Genomic DNA, 17,499 nt, shown 5'->3' on the forward strand with positions numbered 1-17,499 from the left:
GGACCGGGATGGACACACCGCTGGTGTACCAGTTGTCTTGCCAAAGGCATCGCTGGGTAGCTATGTGTGGACGGGATAAGTGCTGAAAGCATCTAAGCATGAAGCCCCCCTCAAGATGAGATTTCCCATAGCGCAAGCTAGTAAGATCCCTGAAAGATGATCAGGTTGATAGGTCAGAGGTGGAAGCACGGCGACGTGTGTAGCTGACTGATACTAATCGATCGAGGACTTAACCAAAATGATAGTACATGAAGTACTCAGCGAAAAATGTTATCTAGTTTTGAGAGAACAAGATAAAAAAGTCTTGCTTTTTTTCAAAGAAGTTGTATAATATAATATGTCTGGTGGCGATAGCAGAGAGGTCACACCCGTTCCCATGCCGAACACGGAAGTTAAGTTCTCTAGCGCCGATGGTAGTTGGGACTTTGTCCCTGTGAGAGTAGGACGTTGCCAGGCGGATTTAAAAGACTAGCTAAATTAGCTAGTCTTTTTATTTTGTTTTAACAAGGTATAAGCTATCTGCGTATAATGTATTGTAGACTTAAAATTCTCATAGGTATAGGAAATAAACAAATGGTTCACAATGACATAGTGGAGGTGTAGAATAATGAACGGAAAAAATCATGATACAGTTTGCTTAGTTTGCAATCAAAGAACAGTTAAAGGTATTACAATTTTTTCTTCATTGATATGTCAACACTGTGAAAAAGATATTACAGAAATAAATTTATCCAATCAGCAATATGATGATATTTTAAATCAATTAAAGAAAATAGAAATTTATAAATAAACCTGAAGTCCTTTTAAGGGCTTTTTTGCATGATGAAAAAGCTATTGCGAATTTGTTATAATAGACACAGTCTTGATTTATAAATGTGTAAGAGATAAAAGGAGATTATAAGTTTGGAACATCTACGAAGCAAACTGCCTTTATATGATTGCGTTTTAAATCATATCAATAAAAGGCCTCTATCTTATCATGTACCGGGACATAAGAATGGTTATGTCTTTCCTAAAGGTGTTGAAAAAGATTTTCTACAGTTCTTAAAATATGATTTAACAGAAATAACAGGCTTAGATGATTTGCATGAAGCAGAAGAAGCTATTCAAGACTCTCAGATATTAGCTGCCAACTTATACGGGGTAGATCAAACATATTTTTTAGTGAATGGCTCTACTGTGGGCAACTTAGCTGCAATATTATCTCTTTGTGAAGAAGGAGATAGTATTATTGTGCAAAGGGATTCGCATAAGTCAATCTTTAATGCAATTAATTTAGCAAAAGCCAATGCTATCTTTGTTTCTCCTGAAGTTGATTTGATTTCAAAATTAACGGTAGGTATAAATGTTGAAGATATCAAACAAGCCCTTAAAGTCGCTCCTAGTTCGGTAAAAGCAATTGTCTTAACAAATCCTACTTATTACGGTGTTTCAACTGACTTAGCTCCGATTGTTTCATTGGCACACAAACATTCTATTCCGGTTGTTGTGGATGAAGCTCACGGCGCTCATTTTATTTTAGGAGCTCCTTTTCCAAAGTCAGCTACAGAGTTTGGTGCAGATATTGTTATCCAATCCGCTCATAAGACACTGCCAGCAATGACAATGGGCTCATATTTACATGTGAAAGGAAACTTTATTAATAAAAATAGATTATCTTATCTTTTGGGTGCTTTACAATCTAGTAGTCCATCTTATCCTATTATGGTTTCTTTAGATATTGCACGTTATTATGTAGAGTGTTTAAAAAATGAAGGTACAGCAAAAATTAAAGCTAATTTAAAAGGATTTTATAACGAGTTAAATCAGATTGATACCCTTTCTATTGTAGAGTTAAATCAGGAGGGGAATCTTAAGGTTGATTTATTAAAACTCATCTTATCATCTACGCGACTCACTGGTTATGAGCTTCAGGCAGCTTTAGAAGCGGAAGGAATATATACAGAGCTAGCAGATCCTTTGTATGTTTTATTAGTGCTACCTTTATCATCATCATTTGATTTTAGTGATACGTTATTGCGAATCAAAAAAGCAGTTGGATTAAGTGCACAAGGTGGGTTTGTAAAAGATATGATTCATACTCTTTACTACCCTGAAAAAATTACACATAAAATATATACTCATAAAAATGAAACCGAGATAGTTTCACTAGATACCGCTGTAGGAAAGATATGTGCGGAAACCATTATACCTTACCCCCCAGGCATTCCACTGCTGTTAGAAGGTGAAGAGATTTCATTACATCATTTAAAGTATTTAAAGCAAACCTTATCTTTTAAAGGTAAAATACAAGGAAGTACAAATATAAGACATGGGTTCATTCGTGTGTTTAAGTAAAAGGGGAATTGCAATGCAAAAGGGAATTTTTATTACATTTGAAGGGCCTGAGGGTGCTGGAAAGACGACAGTTATTCAAATGGTTGAAAATATGTTAAAAGAAAAAGGAATAGATGTTGTTCTGACAAGGGAACCAGGTGGTATTTCAATCGCAGAGCAAATTCGTGAAGTTATTTTAAGTCCTAAAAACAAAGAAATGGACGGTAGAACAGAAGCTCTTTTATATGCGGCAGCTAGAAGGCAACACTTAGTTGAAAAAGTTATTCCCATGCTAGAACAGGGTAAAGTTGTTATATGTGATCGATTCATTGATAGTTCTCTTGCATATCAAGGGTACGCGAGAGGTTTAGGCATTGAAGAAGTATTGGGGATTAATCAATTTGCTATTGATCACCTTATGCCAGATTTAACCTTTTATTTAGATATTAGACCTGAAATAGGATTACAGCGAATAGAAAAAGGTCGTAGTCATGAAATTAATCGTTTAGATTTAGAGAAAATCGACTTTCATTATAAAGTAAGAGAAGGGTATAAACTTTTATTAAATCAATTTCCAAATCGTATCAAAGAAGTTAATGCTGAGCAAAGCGTTGATGATGTATACAACGATATATGTGATGTGTTAAGAGGATTTTTGTAAGCAAATAATTCTTGATATAATAAAGTAAATAAGTTCATAATGAGGTGCATATTCATGAAATTAGTAATTGCAGTTATACAAGATTCAGATAGTACAAAGTTGTTAAACGCATTAGTTGAAAAAGGTTTCCGCTCAACAAAATTATCTAGTTCTGGCGGTTTTTTAAAATCTGGAAATACAACCATTATGATTGGAACAGAAGACGAAAAAGTTCAAACGGTGTTAGATATTATCAAAGGTGAATGTCAAAATCGTAATCAATTTATTTCTCCAGTTTCTCCAATGGGTGGTAATGCAGATTCATATATTCCTTATCCAGTGGAAGTAGAAGTTGGAGGAGCAACGGTATTTGTGTTGCCAATTGACCAATTTCATCAATTTTAAAAAATTGCCTTACAATTGAAGTAGAAAGTGTGATGAAATGAATAAAAAGTGGGGAGAGCTAGAAGGTATCCAACCAACTGCTCTTAGAATGTTAAAAAACAGTATTGTGAAAGATAGAGTAGCTCATGCTTACCTGCTTGAAGGAAGTAAAGGAACTGGAAAAAAGGAGATTAGCTTTTTATTTGCAAAACGATTATTTTGCTTAAATCCTCATGAACATGAACCATGCTATGAATGTATTAACTGTAAAAGAATTGATTCTGGTAATCATCCGGATGTACATTTTATTGAGCCAGATGGCTTATCAATTAAAAAAGAACAAGTACAATATTTACAAGCTGAATTCACAAAAACTGGTGTTGAATCCAATAAGAAGTTATATATTATTAATCATGTTGATAAGATGACAGTAAGTGCCTCTAATAGTTTATTAAAGTTTTTAGAAGAGCCAACGGATGGTACATATGCAATCTTGTTAACAGAGACTATTCAGAAGCTGTTGGATACAATTATATCTAGATGTCAGGTTATTTCTCTTCGTTCTTTAACAGAAAAACAATTAGCCGAACAACTAATGAACCATAACCTTTCCAGAGCAGATGCAACGCTGATGCCATACTTAACAAATAGTATTACAGAAGCAATTGAATTAAGTGAAGATGAATGGTTTGGACTTGCAAGAAAGTTAGTGATACAATTATATGAAGTGTTAACAACTAGACCTCAACAAGCGCTTCTCTTTATTCACGAAAAATGGGTACCTCATTTTAAAGAAAAAGAACAAGCTCATATTGGGTTAAATTTACTAATGCTTCTGTATCGCGATGTTTTAACGTTGCAAGTAGAAGAAGAGCCAATGATTATTTATTTTTATAAAGAAGATCATTTAAAATCTCATGCACTTCAAGCTACTCAACAAAAAATTATTGCAAAGATTGAAGTTATTTTAAGAGCTAAAAATAAATTAAATTCAAATATGAATATACAGTTATTGATGGAACAGCTGGTGTTGGATTTGCAGGAGGGATAAAAGCTTGTATGATGTAGTAGGTGTTCGCTTTAAAAAAGCGGGTAAAATATATTATTTTGATCCTGGTGATTTAACAATACCAGATGGGGAGTTTGTTATTGTTGAAACAATCCGTGGTGTTGAATTTGGTAGGGTTGTTATTAATAAAAAGCAAGTCAGTGAACATGATGTTGTTCTCCCACTAAAAAAAGTCATTCGTATTGCAGAGCCTAAAGACAAGCTCATTGTTGAGGAAAACAAACAAGCTGCTAGCGAAGCATATGGTGTATGTGTTCAAAAGATTCAGGCACATAACCTAGATATGAAGCTAGTAGATGTAGAATATACATTTGACCGTAATAAGGTAATCTTTTATTTCACAGCAGATGGACGTATCGACTTCAGAGAATTAGTAAAGGATTTAGCAGCCATCTTCCGTACACGTATTGAATTACGTCAAATTGGTGTTAGAGATGAAGCGAAACTTCTTGGTGGTATTGGTCCTTGTGGAAGAATGCTTTGTTGCTCAACTTTCTTAGGAGATTTTGAGCCAGTGTCAATTAAAATGGCAAAAGACCAAAACTTATCGTTGAATCCTACAAAAATTTCAGGGTTATGTGGTCGTCTCATGTGCTGTCTTAAATACGAAAATGATGAATACGAAACAGCGAAAGAGCAGCTTCCTGATATTGGATCTACCATTAAAACACCTGAAGGTTCAGGTCGTGTAATAGGTCTAAATATTTTAGAGCGTATTATACAGGTAGAATTATCAAATCGTGAGCAAATCTTAGAGTATACATTAGATGAAATTATTAATGAAGGTGCTGTTTCGTTTCAAGCCACAGATTAACGAGGTGGGTAAAGGTGGATAAAAAAGAGATTTTTGATTCGGTTACAAATATGGAGGAACAAATTGGTCACTTATACAAACAATTAGGAGACTTAAAAGAGTATTTAGCTGAACTAATTGAAGAAAATCATCACTTACAGATTGAAAATGACCATTTGCGCCGCCGCCTTGACCAAACCAATTTGGAAACAAAGCCCAAAAGTCATAATCAAAAGGTAAGTAGTCAAACAAAAGTACAAAAGCAGATAGATATCGGAGAAGGATACGATAATCTAGCTAGACTGTATCAAGAAGGCTTCCATATTTGTAACATTCATTATGGTAGCGTCCGTCAAGATGGAGATTGTTTGTTTTGCTTATCATTTTTAAATAAAAAATAACAAAGCCTCTCCACAAGGAGAGGCTGCTTTTGTATAAGGAGAAATGGAACATGGTTCAATTATATGAAGATGAACGACTTGATTATCTATTAGCGGACGAAAGTATGCGCATTATTCAAAGTCATTCTGTCTTTTCATTTTCATTAGATGCTGTTTTGCTATCAAACTTTGCGTATGTACCTATAAAAAAAGGGAATATCATTGATTTATGTACAGGGAACGGAGTTATACCTTTATTTTTATCAAAGCGAACAAATGCTAAGATTACGGGTGTAGAAATTCAAGAGCGTTTAGCTAGCATGGCCACTAGAAGTGTTGATTACAATAACTTAAATGATCAAATTAACATTGTTCTAGGCGATTTGAAGGACATGCCACAGAAATTAGGACATGGAAAGTATGATGTAGTAACATGTAACCCTCCTTATTTTCCTACTCCTAAAGTTGATGAGCAAAATAAAAATGAGCATTATGCAATTGCTAGGCATGAAATTCATTGTAATCTAGAAGATGTGATTCGTGTAAGTAGTCAACTAGTAAAGCAAGGGGGAAAGGTCTCAATTGTACATCGACCAGGTCGACTTGTTGATATCATTACGTTAATGAGGGCATACCGTTTAGAGCCAAAACGCTTACAGTTTATCTATCCGAAGAAAAATAAAGAAGCTAACACCATTTTAATTGAAGGAATTAAAGATGGTAATGCAGACTTAAAAATCCTTCCACCACTCGTTGTTTATAAGGAAGACAATGAATATACAAACGAGCTAAAGGAAATTTTGTATGGAACAAACTAAGCATTATTTTTACGTATTAGAATGTAAAGACCAAAGCTATTATGCAGGATACACAAATAATTTGAATAAGCGTTTAGCCGTTCATAATAGTGGCAAAGGTGCTAAATATACTAAAAGTCGTTTACCAGTTGTACTTTTATGGCATGAAGAGTACGAAACTAAAATTGAAGCCATGAAAAAAGAATACTGGTTTAAACAGTTAAGCCGTAGACAGAAAGAACAATATATCCTAAAGGAGCAGAAGAAAAGTAATGAACTCACAAAAAAGTTATGAAGGAATTGAAGACAAAGGAGTATTATATCTAATTCCAACACCTATTGGTAACCTAGAAGATATGACATTTCGCGCAATTCGATTATTAAAAGAAGTAGATTATATTGCTGCAGAAGATACAAGGCATACAAAGAAGCTGTGTAACCATTTTGAGATTGGGACACCAATCGTTAGCTATCATGATCATAATAAAGAAACGAAAACCGAGAGGCTTATTCAAGATTTAGAAAAAGGTCTTAAAATTGGTCTTGTGAGTGATGCTGGTATGCCATGTATCTCTGATCCAGGATATGAATTAGTAAGAGAAGCGACCAACAAAGGTTATACTGTTATTCCTTTACCAGGTGCGAATGCTGCGTTGACAGCTTTGATTGCTTCTGGACTACCTACTTATGAATTCTATTTTTACGGTTTTTTAAATCGAAATAAAAAAAGTAAAAAGGAGGAACTTCAACTTTTATCTATAAAAAAAGAAACGATGGTTTTCTATGAAGCACCTCATCGTTTAAAAGAGACGTTAAAATTGATGTTTGAAGCCTTTGGAAACCGAGAGATTGTACTATGTAGAGAGTTAACAAAGCGTTATGAAGAGTTTTTAAGAGGAACTATTGAAGAAGCAATAATTTGGGCTAACGAAACAGAACTTAGAGGAGAATTTTGTTTCATTGTTTCAGGAACAACTGAAGACATTATAGAAGATAAAGAAGCTTGGTGGACAGAGTTAACAATTATTGAACATGTGAACTATTATATAAATGATCAGCAATTTAGTAATAAGGATGCTATCAAACAAGTAGCAAAAGATCGTAATCAATCAAAAAGAGAGATATATAGTGAATATCATGTGAACTAAAAAAGCTGTCGTTAGACAGCTTTTTTAGTTTGAAGATTGTAGGTTATTTTCAAGTTCTTTCATAATTTGTTCTGCACCTTCACGGCTTAAAATTAGCTTACCACCAGCTAATTGAATATTTTCATCTGAAACTTCACCAGTTACTTGGCAAGTCATGTTTGGTTTATATTTCTTTAAAATGATACGCTCTTCATCAACATAAATTTCTAACGCATCTTTTTCAGCAATCCCTAATGTACGACGTAATTCAATTGGAATTACTACACGTCCTAACTCATCAACTTTACGAACAATACCTGTAGATTTCATCTTATTTTCCCCTCTCACCTTTTAGTTTTCTATGTTATTACTTTCGTCATTATTCGACAAATTCAATGTACTTTTATAATACCAACGTTTCCAAAACTAGTCAATCATTTTGTATGTAAAAAAATGTAGATGGAAATAAAAAAATATAAAAACACTTATATAAAAGGGTTTGTGAAGAATACCAATAATATCTTTAGGTAGTATATTGAAAAAAATAACATAATAAATTTGATATAAAGATGATTGAATTCAAGCTTTTTTAATCAAAAATTCATTTTTCGACAAAATAAGACAAAAACTACTTTCTTTAGAGTTCATCCAAAAAGTAATAAGGTATTTTATCTATAAAAGAGGCAAAAATGGTAGAAGTAAACAGCATTTATTTAAATTTCTAATGTCTTTAGCTAGATGGTTTTCAAAACGTCCTAGAAAATAGTATTATAGAAGATAGAATAAATAGTTGATTTTATTTTTGTTCGAAATACAAAATACTGTATTTGGGAAGTGTTTAAACGGATTTTGGAGGTTATACAGATGGGAAATAATACGTTTTACATTACCACGCCAATTTATTATCCAAGTGGTAAATTACATATAGGACATGCGTATACAACAGTTGCAGGGGATGCAATGGCTCGTTATAAGCGATTAAGAGGATTCGATGTTCGTTATTTAACGGGTACGGATGAGCATGGGCAAAAAATTCAGCGCAAAGCAGAAGAAGAAAATGTGACTCCTCAGCAGTATGTAGATAATATTGTAGCAGGGATTAAAGACTTATGGGAGAAAATGGACATCTCCTATGATGACTTTATTCGCACCACAGAATCTAGACATAAAGAGGTTGTTGATAAAATCTTCAATCGTTTACTGGAGCAAGGTGATATTTATCTAGATGAATACGAAGGCTGGTATTCAGTTCCTGACGAAACTTACTATACGGAACTTCAATTAGTAGATCCAATTATTGAAGATGGAAAAGTAGTGGGAGGAAAAAGTCCAGACAGTGGGCATCCAGTGGAATTAGTAAGAGAAGAATCTTATTTCTTTAAAATGGGTAAATATGCAGATCGTTTATTAGCTTTTTATGAAGAAAATCCAACCTTTATTCAACCGGAATCTCGTAAAAATGAGATGATTAATAATTTCATTAAGCCAGGATTAGAAGACTTGGCTGTTTCACGCACAACCTTTGATTGGGGTATTAAAGTTCCAGGGAATCCCAAGCACGTTATTTATGTATGGGTTGATGCATTATCAAACTATATTACAGCATTAGGATACGGCACTGAAAATGACGAATTATACAAAAAGTACTGGCCTGCTAACGTTCATCTTGTAGGAAAGGAAATTGTTCGTTTCCATACAATTTATTGGCCAATTATTTTAATGGCATTAGATTTACCTCTTCCAAAGAAAGTCTTTGCACACGGATGGTTATTAATGAAAGATGGTAAAATGTCTAAGTCAAAAGGGAACGTCGTTGATCCAGTAACATTAATTGATCGCTACGGCTTAGATGCTTTACGCTATTATTTATTAAGAGAAGTCCCTTTCGGTTCGGACGGAGTGTTCACACCTGAAGCATTTGTAGAGCGTATTAATTTTGATTTAGCAAACGATCTTGGTAATTTAGTTAACCGTACAGTAGCAATGATTAATAAGTACTTTGATGGTGTCATTCCTATGTATGAGGGGAATGTAACAGAGTTTGATGCTCAGCTTGTGCAAGCTCAAAAAGATATGGTGAAAAAATACGAAGAATCCATGGAAAATATGGAGTTCTCAGTGGCATTATCAGCGGTTTGGCAGTATGTAAGTCGTACAAATAAATACATTGATGAAACAAAGCCTTGGACCCTGGCTAAGGATGAAGAGAAGCGTAATGAATTAGCTTCAGTAATGGTACACTTAGCAGAAGCTATCCGTCATACAGCTGTTCTCCTACAACCATTCTTAACGAGAACACCAGAAAAAATCTTTTCACAGATTGGTGTGAAAGAAGATGTGTTAAAGAGTTGGGAAAGTATTGAAACGTTTAACATGCTTCGTGAAGGTACGAAAGTAGAAAAAGGTGAACCAATGTTCCCACGTCTAGATCGTGATGAAGAAATTACATTTATTAAAGAAAAAATGTTAAGTTCATTGCCAGCACAGGAAGAGAAAAAAGAAGAGGTTCAGCCAGAACAAAGTGAAGAAATTAGTTTAGATGACTTCTTAAAGGTTGATTTACGCGTAGCAGAAATTATTCATGCTGAGCCTGTAAAGAAAGCAGATAAGCTATTGAAAATCCAGCTAGACTTAGGCTATGAAAAACGTCAAGTTGTATCAGGCATTGCTAAATTTTATAAGCCAGAGGAACTCATTGGCCGTAAAGTCATCTGTATTGTGAATTTAAAGCCAGTAAAATTACGTGGAGAACTTTCACAAGGAATGATTTTAGCGGGTGAGGATGCTAATGGCTTATCACTTGCAGAGGTTGACCAATCTTTAAGCAACGGAACTAAAGTAAAATAATAAGATAAGGGGGCGTTTCACGTGGAACACGGGAAAGCCCTCTTTTATTTCGTAAATGAAAGGAGCACTAATATGTTATTTGATACACATGTACATTTAAATGCAGACCAATTTAATGATGATTTAGAGGATGTTATTGAAAGAGCAAAAGAGCGCAATGTAGAAAAGATGGTCGTGGTTGGGTTTGATGAACCAACCATTAATCGAGCGATGGAACTTATTGAAAAGTATGATTTTATGTATGCTAGCGTTGGTTGGCATCCCGTAGATGCTATTGATATGAAAGATGAACATTTAACTTGGATTGAAGAACTAGCAGCACATCCTAAAGTGGTGGCTATTGGAGAGATGGGATTAGATTATCATTGGGACAAGTCACCTAAAGATATACAAAAAGAAGTATTTCGTAGACAAATTCGTTTAGCGAGAAAAGTAAATCTTCCAATCATTATTCATAATCGTGATGCAACAGAAGACGTCATAACCATTTTAAAGGAAGAGTCAGTGGAAGAAGTTGGTGGTATCATGCACTGCTTTACTGGGAGCATTGAAGTTGCTAAACAGTGTATGGGTATGAATATGTACATCTCATTTGGTGGACCTGTCACGTTTAAGAATGCGAAGAAGCCAAAAGAGGTAGCAGCTGAAATTCCACTTGATAAATTATTAATAGAAACAGATTGTCCATATTTGACACCTCACCCTTATCGAGGAAAGAGAAATGAACCAGCATATGTCTCATACGTAGCAGAACAGATTGCGGAATTAAAAGGTATTAGCTACGATGAATTAGCAAAGCATACTACTGAAAATGCGCTAAAATTATTCCGAATTAATGACTAAATGTTTAACATATCTATTGGTTTAAAACAATGTTAAAATAAAAAGTATTAAATGGAATAACACTTGCAGAGGGTCTTGCAATCCTCTGCCTTTTTTCAGTTGATTTCATACTGATAGGTTAGAAGCAAAATGAAGAGAGAAAGACTTCATTTTTGAGGAGGTTCATAATGAAGATTAAAGAAATAATTGTGGTTGAAGGTAGGGATGACACTGTTACAATTCGTCGAGCAGTACAAGCTGATACAATTGAGACGAACGGTTCAGCCGTAAACGATGAAACCATTGAAAAGATAAAGCTAGCACAACAAACGAGAGGCGTTATTATCTTTACAGATCCTGATTATCCGGGTCAGCGTATTCGTAATATTGTTTCAGAAAAAGTTCCGGGATGTAAGCATGCATTTTTGTCAAAAGAACAAGCAAAAGGTAAAAATGGAAAAGGTATAGGCGTTGAGCATGCGTCTATTGAAGATATTAGACAAGCTTTACAAGACGTGAAACAAGAATGGCAAGGAATCGATGAACAAATTACACAAGAGGATTTAATTGTTGCTCGCTTAATAGGTGATAGTGAAGCAAAAAGTAGGCGTGAGAGAATAGGTAAATCTTTGAAAATTGGTTATGCAAACGGAAAACAGCTACACAAAAGACTAAAAATGTTTCAAATTTCAAAAGATGAGTTTATCAAAGCCGTTCAGAAAATTAATCAGGAGGAACAAAAATCGTGACAAAAGATATTGCAACCCCAACTCGTACGAAAGAAATTTTAAAGAAATACGGATTTACGTTTAAAAAGAGCTTAGGACAAAACTTTTTAATTGATACTAATATTTTAAATCGTATTGTTGACCATGCTGAGTTGACAGATGAGACAGGAGCTATTGAGATTGGTCCTGGGATTGGGGCTCTAACTGAGCAATTGGCAAAGCGCGCAAAAAAAGTATTGGCTTTTGAAATCGACCAACGCCTGTTACCCATTTTAGCTGACACGCTTTCACCTTATCCGCACGCTAAAGTCATTCACCAAGACGTACTTAAAGCCAACTTGAAAGAGACCTTAGCACAAGAGTTTGAAGGTATTGAAGACTTAATGGTAGTAGCAAACTTACCTTATTATGTTACAACTCCAATTCTAATGAAGTTGCTAGAGGAGCAGATTCCTGTTCGAGGAATTGTTGTTATGCTACAAAAAGAAGTAGCTGACCGTATCGCAGCAAAGCCAGGGACAAAAGATTATGGTTCTCTTTCTATTGCTATTCAATACTATACGGAAGCTGAAACAGTTATGGTCGTCCCCAAAACGGTATTTAACCCTCAACCAAATGTTGATTCAGCTGTTATTCGCTTAATTCGACGTAATGAACCAGCCGTAAAGGTTGAAAATGAAGCATTCTTCTTCAAAGTTGTCAGAGCAAGTTTTGGTCAAAGACGTAAAACCATCTTAAATAATCTAGTGAATAATTTACCTAATGGAAAAGCAAATAAAGCTGCGATTGAACAAGCTCTTTCAGAAGCTTCAGTTGATCCAAAAAGAAGAGGAGAAACATTATCAATTGAAGAGTTTGGTAAGTTAAGCGATGAGCTAGGAAAATCGTTCGCATAGAATAATCACCTTTTTGCTTCGTGTTCATAGGCTATGAAGAGAGTTGAATATTTAGCTTTTAAGTAGTAAAGACGGAGTGAAGTTTATGAATATCGAAATTGGTGATATTGTAACACGTCCTTCTTATGATCGCGATTTGTTATTTCGCGTAATCGCGGTTAATGAAGGAGAGGAACAATATGCAACATTAATTGGAGAAGATATCCGCCTTATTGCTGATGCTCCTTTATCCGATTTAGAAGTTGTAGATGTTCAAGAGCAACAGCGACGAAAAGAACAAGAAGAGCAACTGTTAGAGAGGTCTCTAAAGCTGTTACGTCAAGATTACGACCTCATTCGAGAAAAAGCCGAATATGGTATGACAAATGGGTATAATCATTCACACCGCCTTTTTCAGATGCCAGGCAAGGTGCTACATGTAGATGGAGACCCTAACTATTTACAGAAATGTTTAGCAGTGTATGAAAAGATAGGCGTTCCTGTATATGGTGTACATTGTACAGAATCGGAAATGCCAAATAAAATAAGCGCCTTATTAGAAGAAGTGAGGCCTGATATTTTAGTATTAACTGGACATGATGCCTATTCAAAGTCAAAAGGTAATAAAAATGATTTATTAGCCTATCGCCACTCTAAATATTATGTAAAAACGGTATACGAGGCAAGACGTAAAATTGCAAATCTAGATCAGCTTGTGATTTTTGCCGGCGCTTGTCAATCTCACTTCGAACAGCTAATACAAGCAGGTGCAAATTTTGCAAGTTCACCATCCAGAGTGAACATTCATGCTCTAGATCCTGTATATGTTGTAGCAAAGTTAAGTTTTACGCCTTTTAATGATCGTATTAACGTGTGGGATGTATTGCGTAATACATTAACAGGTGCAAAGGGGTTAGGTGGAATAGAAACCAGAGGACTTTTACGAACAGGTATGCCTTATGAAGCGGAATAATGAGTATAAGTCTGTTATGCAAAAGAGGATTTTAACCTTTTGTATAGCAGTTTTTTTATCTATATCTATATCATAGGTGAATTTATGTGCTATACATTTCTTTTATAAGAATTATTTTAAATAAATGTAAAACTTATACATATTGTAAGTTTGTTTGCACAAAATATAAAGGAAATGTAGATTTATGTAGAAAATTATTTGTTGACATCATTAGACATACATTGTTATAATTTTATGTTTTTGACTTTTTTATCTTTTTGTGTTACACTACGTATAGTGAGGTGGACCAATATGGCGAAAACTTTATCTGATATTAAGCAAGCGCTGGATTTGCACCTAGGTCAACGATTGACTTTAAAAGCAAACGGTGGACGAAGAAAAACGGTAGAGCGTTCAGGAGTCTTAACTGAAACGTATCCTTCTGTTTTTATTGTGGAGCTAGATCAAGAAGAAAACTCTTTAGAGCGAGTTTCTTATAGCTATGCCGACGTGTTAACTGAAACGGTTGAGCTAAAGTTTTTTTAAACCAAAAGTAATATAGTACGTAGCGGTGAGCAGTGGACGTTTTTGGTTTACTGCTTTTTTTATTGGGCTTTTTTTCAAAACATACTCTCTCTTTGGTGATTTATACTATAAGTACGGTTTGAGGTGTTTTAAAGGAGGCTTTACTAAATGAGCAGACGTCGAGGCGTTATGTCAATGAAATGTAAAGAGGAATTGGCTAAAGAACTTGATTTTTATGATGTTGTAAAAAGCCATGGATGGGGTGCTATTCATTCCAAGGATGCAGGTAACATGGTAAAGCGTGCCGTAGAGATAGCGAAAGAACAGCTGGCTAAGTCTTAGGTAGTAAACATGTTCTACTTGCTTTTTTAGAATAAAGGAATGAGGATCCGAAGTGGAAATCACTTCGGCTTTTTAGTGGTTTTTATACTTTTATACACTGTTTATGTAAAGATATATAAACCTTCCCATTTTGTGATAAAATAACTTTACAATTGATTAGATGAAGTAGGTGAAAGATTTATGAAGTTAATGGTTAAGGCACCAGCTAAAATAAACTTGTCCCTTGATGTGTTACATAAGCGTACGGATGGTTATCATGAAGTTAAGATGGTCATGACAACAATTGATTTAGCAGACCGTATTGAGCTTTCGGAGCGTGAAGATGGTCGAATCGTTATTTATTCACATAATCGTTTTGTTCCTGATGATCAGCGGAATTTAGCATATCAAGCTGCACAGCTGCTTAAAAAGCGTTGCAAAGTGGACAAGGGTGTCAATATCTTAATTGATAAGCAAATCCCTGTAGCGGCTGGTTTAGCAGGAGGAAGCAGTGATGCAGCAGCTACCCTTAGAGGGCTGAACCAATTGTGGGACTTAGGTTTGTCTCTAGATATGCTTGCAGAGCTTGGAGCAGAAATTGGGTCTGACGTATCGTTTTGTGTGTATGGTGGCACAGCCCTTGCAACAGGAAGAGGAGAAGTAATTGAACATATTGAAGCACCTCCAAACTGCTGGGTGATTTTAGCAAAGCCAGAAATAGGTGTATCAACAGCAGATGTATATCGCAATTTAAAGGTGCAAAATGTGAGTCATCCTAATGTAGAAGGGATGATTGAAGCAATTGAAGAAGGAAATTATAGGGAAATGTGTAAATGTGTAGGGAATGTATTAGAAGAAGTAACGTTAAAGATGCATCCGGAAGTTTTATTAATTAAAGAACAAATGAAGCGATTTGGAGCAGATGCAGTTCTCATGAGCGGTAGCGGACCAACGGTTTTTGGACTTGTACAGCATGATTCTCGTATGCACCGTATTTATAACGGCTTACGAGGTTTCTGTGATAAGGTATACGCTGTCCGGCTTATTGGAGAACGAATAACGCTTGAATAAATACGTATATTAGTGTTATATTTATAATAAAATATTCGGATTTTAGGGAGGAAGTTATGAAGTTTCGACGTAGTGGACGTTTAATTGATATGACGAATTATTTCATTCAAAACCCTCAGCGCCTTATTCCTCTGACATATTTTGCAGATAAATATAACTCTGCAAAATCATCTATAAGTGAAGATATGGCGATTATAAAGCAAACTTTTGAACAACAAGGTATTGGTACGCTTGTTACTTTACCAGGGGCAGCTGGTGGCGTGAAATTTATGCCAAAGATGTCAAATGAAGAAGCAAGTCAACTTGTTGAAGAGTTATGTGGGATGATTGAAAAACCAGAGCGACTATTACCCGGTGGATATTTATATCTCACAGATATTTTAGGAGACCCTCGTGTTGTAAATAAGATTGGTCGTCTATACGCATCTTTATTTGCTAATCGCAAAATCGATGTAGTTATGACTGTGGCAACAAAAGGAATTCCAGTTGCTTATGCAGTAGCACAATACTTAGATGTACCGGTTGTGGTAGTAAGAAGAGATAGTAAAGTAACTGAAGGTTCAACGGTAAGTATTAATTACGTATCCGGTTCTTCAAAGCGTATTCAAACCATGCTGTTAGCCAAGAGAAGCCTAGCTGTAGGGTCGAACGTTTTAATTATTGATGATTTTATGAAAGCAGGCGGAACAGTTAATGGGATGATTAGCTTGCTTGAAGAGTTTGATGCAACAGTTGCGGGAATTGGAGTTTTAGTTGAATCAGAAGACATTGAAGAGCGTCTAGTAGATGAATACATCTCTCTTGTACAACTGAAAGATGTTAACATAAAAGAGAAACATATCAGCGTACAGGAAGGGAACTATTTAAAATATATTTAAGGTTGGGGGAGGAAGTAATCATGTTACAAGTTCAAACAAAGCAAGCGCCACAGGCTATTGGACCTTATTCTCAGGGAATTGTTGTTAATAATTTATTTTACAGTTCAGGGCAAATTCCTTTACGTCCAGATGGAACGCTAGTTGAAGGGGATATTAAAACACAAACTGAACAAGTATTTCAAAACCTTAAAGCAGTTTTAGAAGAAGCTGGTGCTTCACTGAATACGGTAGTAAAAGCAACTGTATTTATTAAGGATATGGATAATTTTGCTGACCTTAATGAAGTATATGCACAATACTTTGGTGATCATAAACCTGCGCGTTCATGTGTAGAAGTAGCAAGGTTACCAAAAGATGTTTTGGTTGAAATTGAAGTAGTTGCGCTAGTAAAAGGATAAATTAACTAACTAAAACCAAATTATTTCCAATTGTTCACTTTTTTTGCGAAAATTTTCTAAAAACTTTTCTGTAGAAGCAGGAAAAACAAAAATTCCGTGGAATTTATGTAGTAAAGCTTCGCATAGGAAAAGGTGGTGAACAAAATGGAAGTAACTGACGTTAGATTACGCCGCGTAAACACTGAAGGACGTATGAGAGCGATTGCTTCAATCACATTAGATGGTGAATTTGTTGTTCATGATATTCGAGTGATTGATGGTAATAACGGCTTGTTTGTAGCAATGCCAAGTAAACGTACACCTGATGGTGAGTTCCGCGATATTGCACATCCAATTAATTCTAATACTCGCGGAAAAATTCAAGATGCTGTTTTAGCAGAGTATCATCGATTAGGTGAACTAGAAATTGAATTTGAAGAAGCGGGTGCTTCATAACATATGATAGATTAAAAGCCTACTTGACGGTAGGCTTTTTATTTTGTCCGTCTCTTCTATCCATAAACTTTCTTCATTATAAAAATTTAACAAAATTTTAAAATAAAATGAATGACTTTCGAATGATTTCTTGAAATGAGG

Annotated in this window: 22 protein-coding genes and 2 rRNA genes; 23 read left to right on the plus strand and 1 reads right to left on the minus strand. The window is 35.1% G+C overall.

Features of this window, described 5'->3' with window-relative positions:
- The 12 genes from A2U94_RS10595 to rsmI form a co-directional block, all read left to right on the plus strand.
- Window positions 1–237, plus strand: a 23S ribosomal RNA gene (locus A2U94_RS10595); the annotation flags it as partial.
- A gap of 103 nt (window positions 238–340) precedes the next feature.
- Window positions 341–456: ribosomal RNA gene (gene rrf / locus A2U94_RS10600) — 5S ribosomal RNA — on the plus strand.
- 151 nt (window positions 457–607) lie between these two features.
- On the plus strand, window positions 608–790 hold the full coding sequence (locus A2U94_RS10605; protein WP_025909803.1) for a sigma factor G inhibitor Gin: 183 nt from the start codon (window positions 608–610) through the stop codon (window positions 788–790).
- A gap of 113 nt (window positions 791–903) precedes the next feature.
- Window positions 904–2,337, plus strand: a complete 1,434-nt coding sequence (locus A2U94_RS10610) for an aminotransferase class I/II-fold pyridoxal phosphate-dependent enzyme (RefSeq protein ID WP_062687040.1) — start codon at window positions 904–906, stop codon at window positions 2,335–2,337.
- Window positions 2,338–2,350: 13 nt separating this feature from the next.
- Window positions 2,351–2,977 carry a dTMP kinase gene (gene tmk / locus A2U94_RS10615; protein WP_025909805.1) on the plus strand — a complete coding sequence of 209 codons (627 nt, stop codon included), beginning with the start codon at window positions 2,351–2,353 and terminating at the stop codon, window positions 2,975–2,977.
- Between the two features lie 54 nt (window positions 2,978–3,031).
- Window positions 3,032–3,361 carry a cyclic di-AMP receptor DarA gene (gene darA, locus A2U94_RS10620; RefSeq protein WP_025909806.1) on the plus strand — a complete coding sequence of 110 codons (330 nt, stop codon included), beginning with the start codon at window positions 3,032–3,034 and terminating at the stop codon, window positions 3,359–3,361.
- A gap of 37 nt (window positions 3,362–3,398) precedes the next feature.
- Window positions 3,399–4,391: a DNA polymerase III subunit delta' gene (gene holB / locus A2U94_RS10625; protein WP_025909807.1), complete on the plus strand. Its 993-nt coding sequence runs from the start codon at window positions 3,399–3,401 to the stop codon at window positions 4,389–4,391.
- 4 nt (window positions 4,392–4,395) lie between these two features.
- Window positions 4,396–5,223, plus strand: coding sequence for a PSP1 domain-containing protein (locus A2U94_RS10630; RefSeq protein ID WP_025909808.1), 828 nt, complete (start codon window positions 4,396–4,398; stop codon window positions 5,221–5,223).
- Window positions 5,224–5,237: 14 nt separating this feature from the next.
- Complete coding sequence (yabA, locus tag A2U94_RS10635) at window positions 5,238–5,603, plus strand: DNA replication initiation control protein YabA (protein WP_025909809.1); 366 nt, start codon at window positions 5,238–5,240, stop codon at window positions 5,601–5,603.
- 50 nt (window positions 5,604–5,653) lie between these two features.
- Window positions 5,654–6,400, plus strand: a complete 747-nt coding sequence (locus A2U94_RS10640; protein WP_025909810.1) for a tRNA1(Val) (adenine(37)-N6)-methyltransferase — start codon at window positions 5,654–5,656, stop codon at window positions 6,398–6,400.
- The gene (locus A2U94_RS10645) at window positions 6,387–6,674 is read left to right on the plus strand and encodes a GIY-YIG nuclease family protein (protein ID WP_025909811.1); all 288 of its coding nucleotides are present in this window, start codon (window positions 6,387–6,389) and stop codon (window positions 6,672–6,674) included. The genes A2U94_RS10640 and A2U94_RS10645 overlap by 14 nt, the downstream gene beginning before the upstream one ends.
- Window positions 6,652–7,527 (plus strand): 16S rRNA (cytidine(1402)-2'-O)-methyltransferase, encoded by an 876-nt coding sequence (gene rsmI, locus A2U94_RS10650; protein ID WP_025909812.1) that lies wholly within the window; start codon window positions 6,652–6,654, stop codon window positions 7,525–7,527. Before A2U94_RS10645 ends, rsmI begins: the two co-directional genes overlap by 23 nt.
- A gap of 24 nt (window positions 7,528–7,551) precedes the next feature.
- On the opposite strand, the gene abrB is transcribed toward rsmI, so the two are convergent.
- Window positions 7,552–7,836, minus strand: coding sequence for a transition state genes transcriptional regulator AbrB (abrB, locus tag A2U94_RS10655; RefSeq protein WP_025909813.1), 285 nt, complete (start codon window positions 7,834–7,836; stop codon window positions 7,552–7,554).
- 504 nt (window positions 7,837–8,340) lie between these two features.
- Here abrB and metG point away from each other — a divergent pair.
- The 11 genes from metG (at window position 8,341) to spoVG (ending at window position 17,358) form a co-directional block, all read left to right on the plus strand.
- Window positions 8,341–10,353, plus strand: a complete 2,013-nt coding sequence (gene metG / locus A2U94_RS10660) for a methionine--tRNA ligase (RefSeq protein WP_226372975.1) — start codon at window positions 8,341–8,343, stop codon at window positions 10,351–10,353.
- A gap of 72 nt (window positions 10,354–10,425) precedes the next feature.
- Entirely contained in the window at window positions 10,426–11,196 is a 771-nt protein-coding gene (locus A2U94_RS10665) for a TatD family hydrolase (protein WP_025909815.1), read from the plus strand.
- A gap of 167 nt (window positions 11,197–11,363) precedes the next feature.
- Complete coding sequence (gene rnmV / locus A2U94_RS10670) at window positions 11,364–11,924, plus strand: ribonuclease M5 (protein WP_025909816.1); 561 nt, start codon at window positions 11,364–11,366, stop codon at window positions 11,922–11,924.
- Entirely contained in the window at window positions 11,921–12,799 is an 879-nt protein-coding gene (rsmA, locus tag A2U94_RS10675) for a 16S rRNA (adenine(1518)-N(6)/adenine(1519)-N(6))-dimethyltransferase RsmA (protein WP_025909817.1), read from the plus strand. Before rnmV ends, rsmA begins: the two co-directional genes overlap by 4 nt.
- 85 nt (window positions 12,800–12,884) lie before the next feature.
- On the plus strand, window positions 12,885–13,751 hold the full coding sequence (gene yabG / locus A2U94_RS10680; protein WP_025909818.1) for a sporulation peptidase YabG: 867 nt from the start codon (window positions 12,885–12,887) through the stop codon (window positions 13,749–13,751).
- A gap of 291 nt (window positions 13,752–14,042) precedes the next feature.
- Window positions 14,043–14,276, plus strand: a complete 234-nt coding sequence (veg, locus tag A2U94_RS10685; protein ID WP_025909819.1) for a biofilm formation stimulator Veg — start codon at window positions 14,043–14,045, stop codon at window positions 14,274–14,276.
- Between the two features lie 147 nt (window positions 14,277–14,423).
- Window positions 14,424–14,597 carry an alpha/beta-type small acid-soluble spore protein gene (locus tag A2U94_RS10690; RefSeq protein ID WP_025909820.1) on the plus strand — a complete coding sequence of 58 codons (174 nt, stop codon included), beginning with the start codon at window positions 14,424–14,426 and terminating at the stop codon, window positions 14,595–14,597.
- A gap of 180 nt (window positions 14,598–14,777) precedes the next feature.
- Window positions 14,778–15,647 (plus strand): 4-(cytidine 5'-diphospho)-2-C-methyl-D-erythritol kinase, encoded by an 870-nt coding sequence (gene ispE, locus A2U94_RS10695; protein ID WP_025909821.1) that lies wholly within the window; start codon window positions 14,778–14,780, stop codon window positions 15,645–15,647.
- Window positions 15,648–15,703: 56 nt separating this feature from the next.
- A complete protein-coding gene (gene purR / locus A2U94_RS10700) occupies window positions 15,704–16,525 on the plus strand; it encodes a pur operon repressor (RefSeq protein WP_025909822.1) in 822 nt (273 codons plus the stop codon).
- A 20-nt stretch (window positions 16,526–16,545) separates the two neighbouring features.
- Window positions 16,546–16,923: a RidA family protein gene (locus A2U94_RS10705; protein ID WP_025909823.1), complete on the plus strand. Its 378-nt coding sequence runs from the start codon at window positions 16,546–16,548 to the stop codon at window positions 16,921–16,923.
- A gap of 144 nt (window positions 16,924–17,067) precedes the next feature.
- Window positions 17,068–17,358, plus strand: coding sequence for a septation regulator SpoVG (gene spoVG / locus A2U94_RS10710; protein WP_025909824.1), 291 nt, complete (start codon window positions 17,068–17,070; stop codon window positions 17,356–17,358).
- Window positions 17,359–17,499 lie beyond the last annotated feature (141 nt).

Origin of the sequence: Bacillus sp. VT 712, from assembly GCF_001614195.1 — a bacterium.
GTDB classification, from domain to species: Bacteria; Bacillota; Bacilli; order Bacillales; family Bacillaceae_H; genus Priestia; species Priestia flexa.

What these genes read in the sequence shown, in the direction of transcription:
- A2U94_RS10605 (WP_025909803.1), top strand. Translation starts at nt 608, where the DNA reads ATGAACGGAAAAAATCATGATACAGTTTGCTTAGTTTGCAATCAAAGA.
- tmk (WP_025909805.1), top strand. Translation starts at nt 2,351, where the DNA reads ATGCAAAAGGGAATTTTTATTACATTTGAAGGGCCTGAGGGTGCTGGA.
- darA (WP_025909806.1), top strand. Translation starts at nt 3,032, where the DNA reads ATGAAATTAGTAATTGCAGTTATACAAGATTCAGATAGTACAAAGTTG.
- holB (WP_025909807.1), top strand. Translation starts at nt 3,399, where the DNA reads ATGAATAAAAAGTGGGGAGAGCTAGAAGGTATCCAACCAACTGCTCTT.
- A2U94_RS10640 (WP_025909810.1), top strand. Translation starts at nt 5,654, where the DNA reads ATGGTTCAATTATATGAAGATGAACGACTTGATTATCTATTAGCGGAC.
- A2U94_RS10645 (WP_025909811.1), top strand. Translation starts at nt 6,387, where the DNA reads ATGGAACAAACTAAGCATTATTTTTACGTATTAGAATGTAAAGACCAA.
- rsmI (WP_025909812.1), top strand. Translation starts at nt 6,652, where the DNA reads ATGAACTCACAAAAAAGTTATGAAGGAATTGAAGACAAAGGAGTATTA.
- abrB (WP_025909813.1), bottom strand. Translation starts at nt 7,836, where the DNA reads ATGAAATCTACAGGTATTGTTCGTAAAGTTGATGAGTTAGGACGTGTA.
- A2U94_RS10665 (WP_025909815.1), top strand. Translation starts at nt 10,426, where the DNA reads ATGTTATTTGATACACATGTACATTTAAATGCAGACCAATTTAATGAT.
- rnmV (WP_025909816.1), top strand. Translation starts at nt 11,364, where the DNA reads ATGAAGATTAAAGAAATAATTGTGGTTGAAGGTAGGGATGACACTGTT.
- yabG (WP_025909818.1), top strand. Translation starts at nt 12,885, where the DNA reads ATGAATATCGAAATTGGTGATATTGTAACACGTCCTTCTTATGATCGC.
- veg (WP_025909819.1), top strand. Translation starts at nt 14,043, where the DNA reads ATGGCGAAAACTTTATCTGATATTAAGCAAGCGCTGGATTTGCACCTA.
- A2U94_RS10690 (WP_025909820.1), top strand. Translation starts at nt 14,424, where the DNA reads ATGAGCAGACGTCGAGGCGTTATGTCAATGAAATGTAAAGAGGAATTG.
- ispE (WP_025909821.1), top strand. Translation starts at nt 14,778, where the DNA reads ATGAAGTTAATGGTTAAGGCACCAGCTAAAATAAACTTGTCCCTTGAT.
- purR (WP_025909822.1), top strand. Translation starts at nt 15,704, where the DNA reads ATGAAGTTTCGACGTAGTGGACGTTTAATTGATATGACGAATTATTTC.
- A2U94_RS10705 (WP_025909823.1), top strand. Translation starts at nt 16,546, where the DNA reads ATGTTACAAGTTCAAACAAAGCAAGCGCCACAGGCTATTGGACCTTAT.
- spoVG (WP_025909824.1), top strand. Translation starts at nt 17,068, where the DNA reads ATGGAAGTAACTGACGTTAGATTACGCCGCGTAAACACTGAAGGACGT.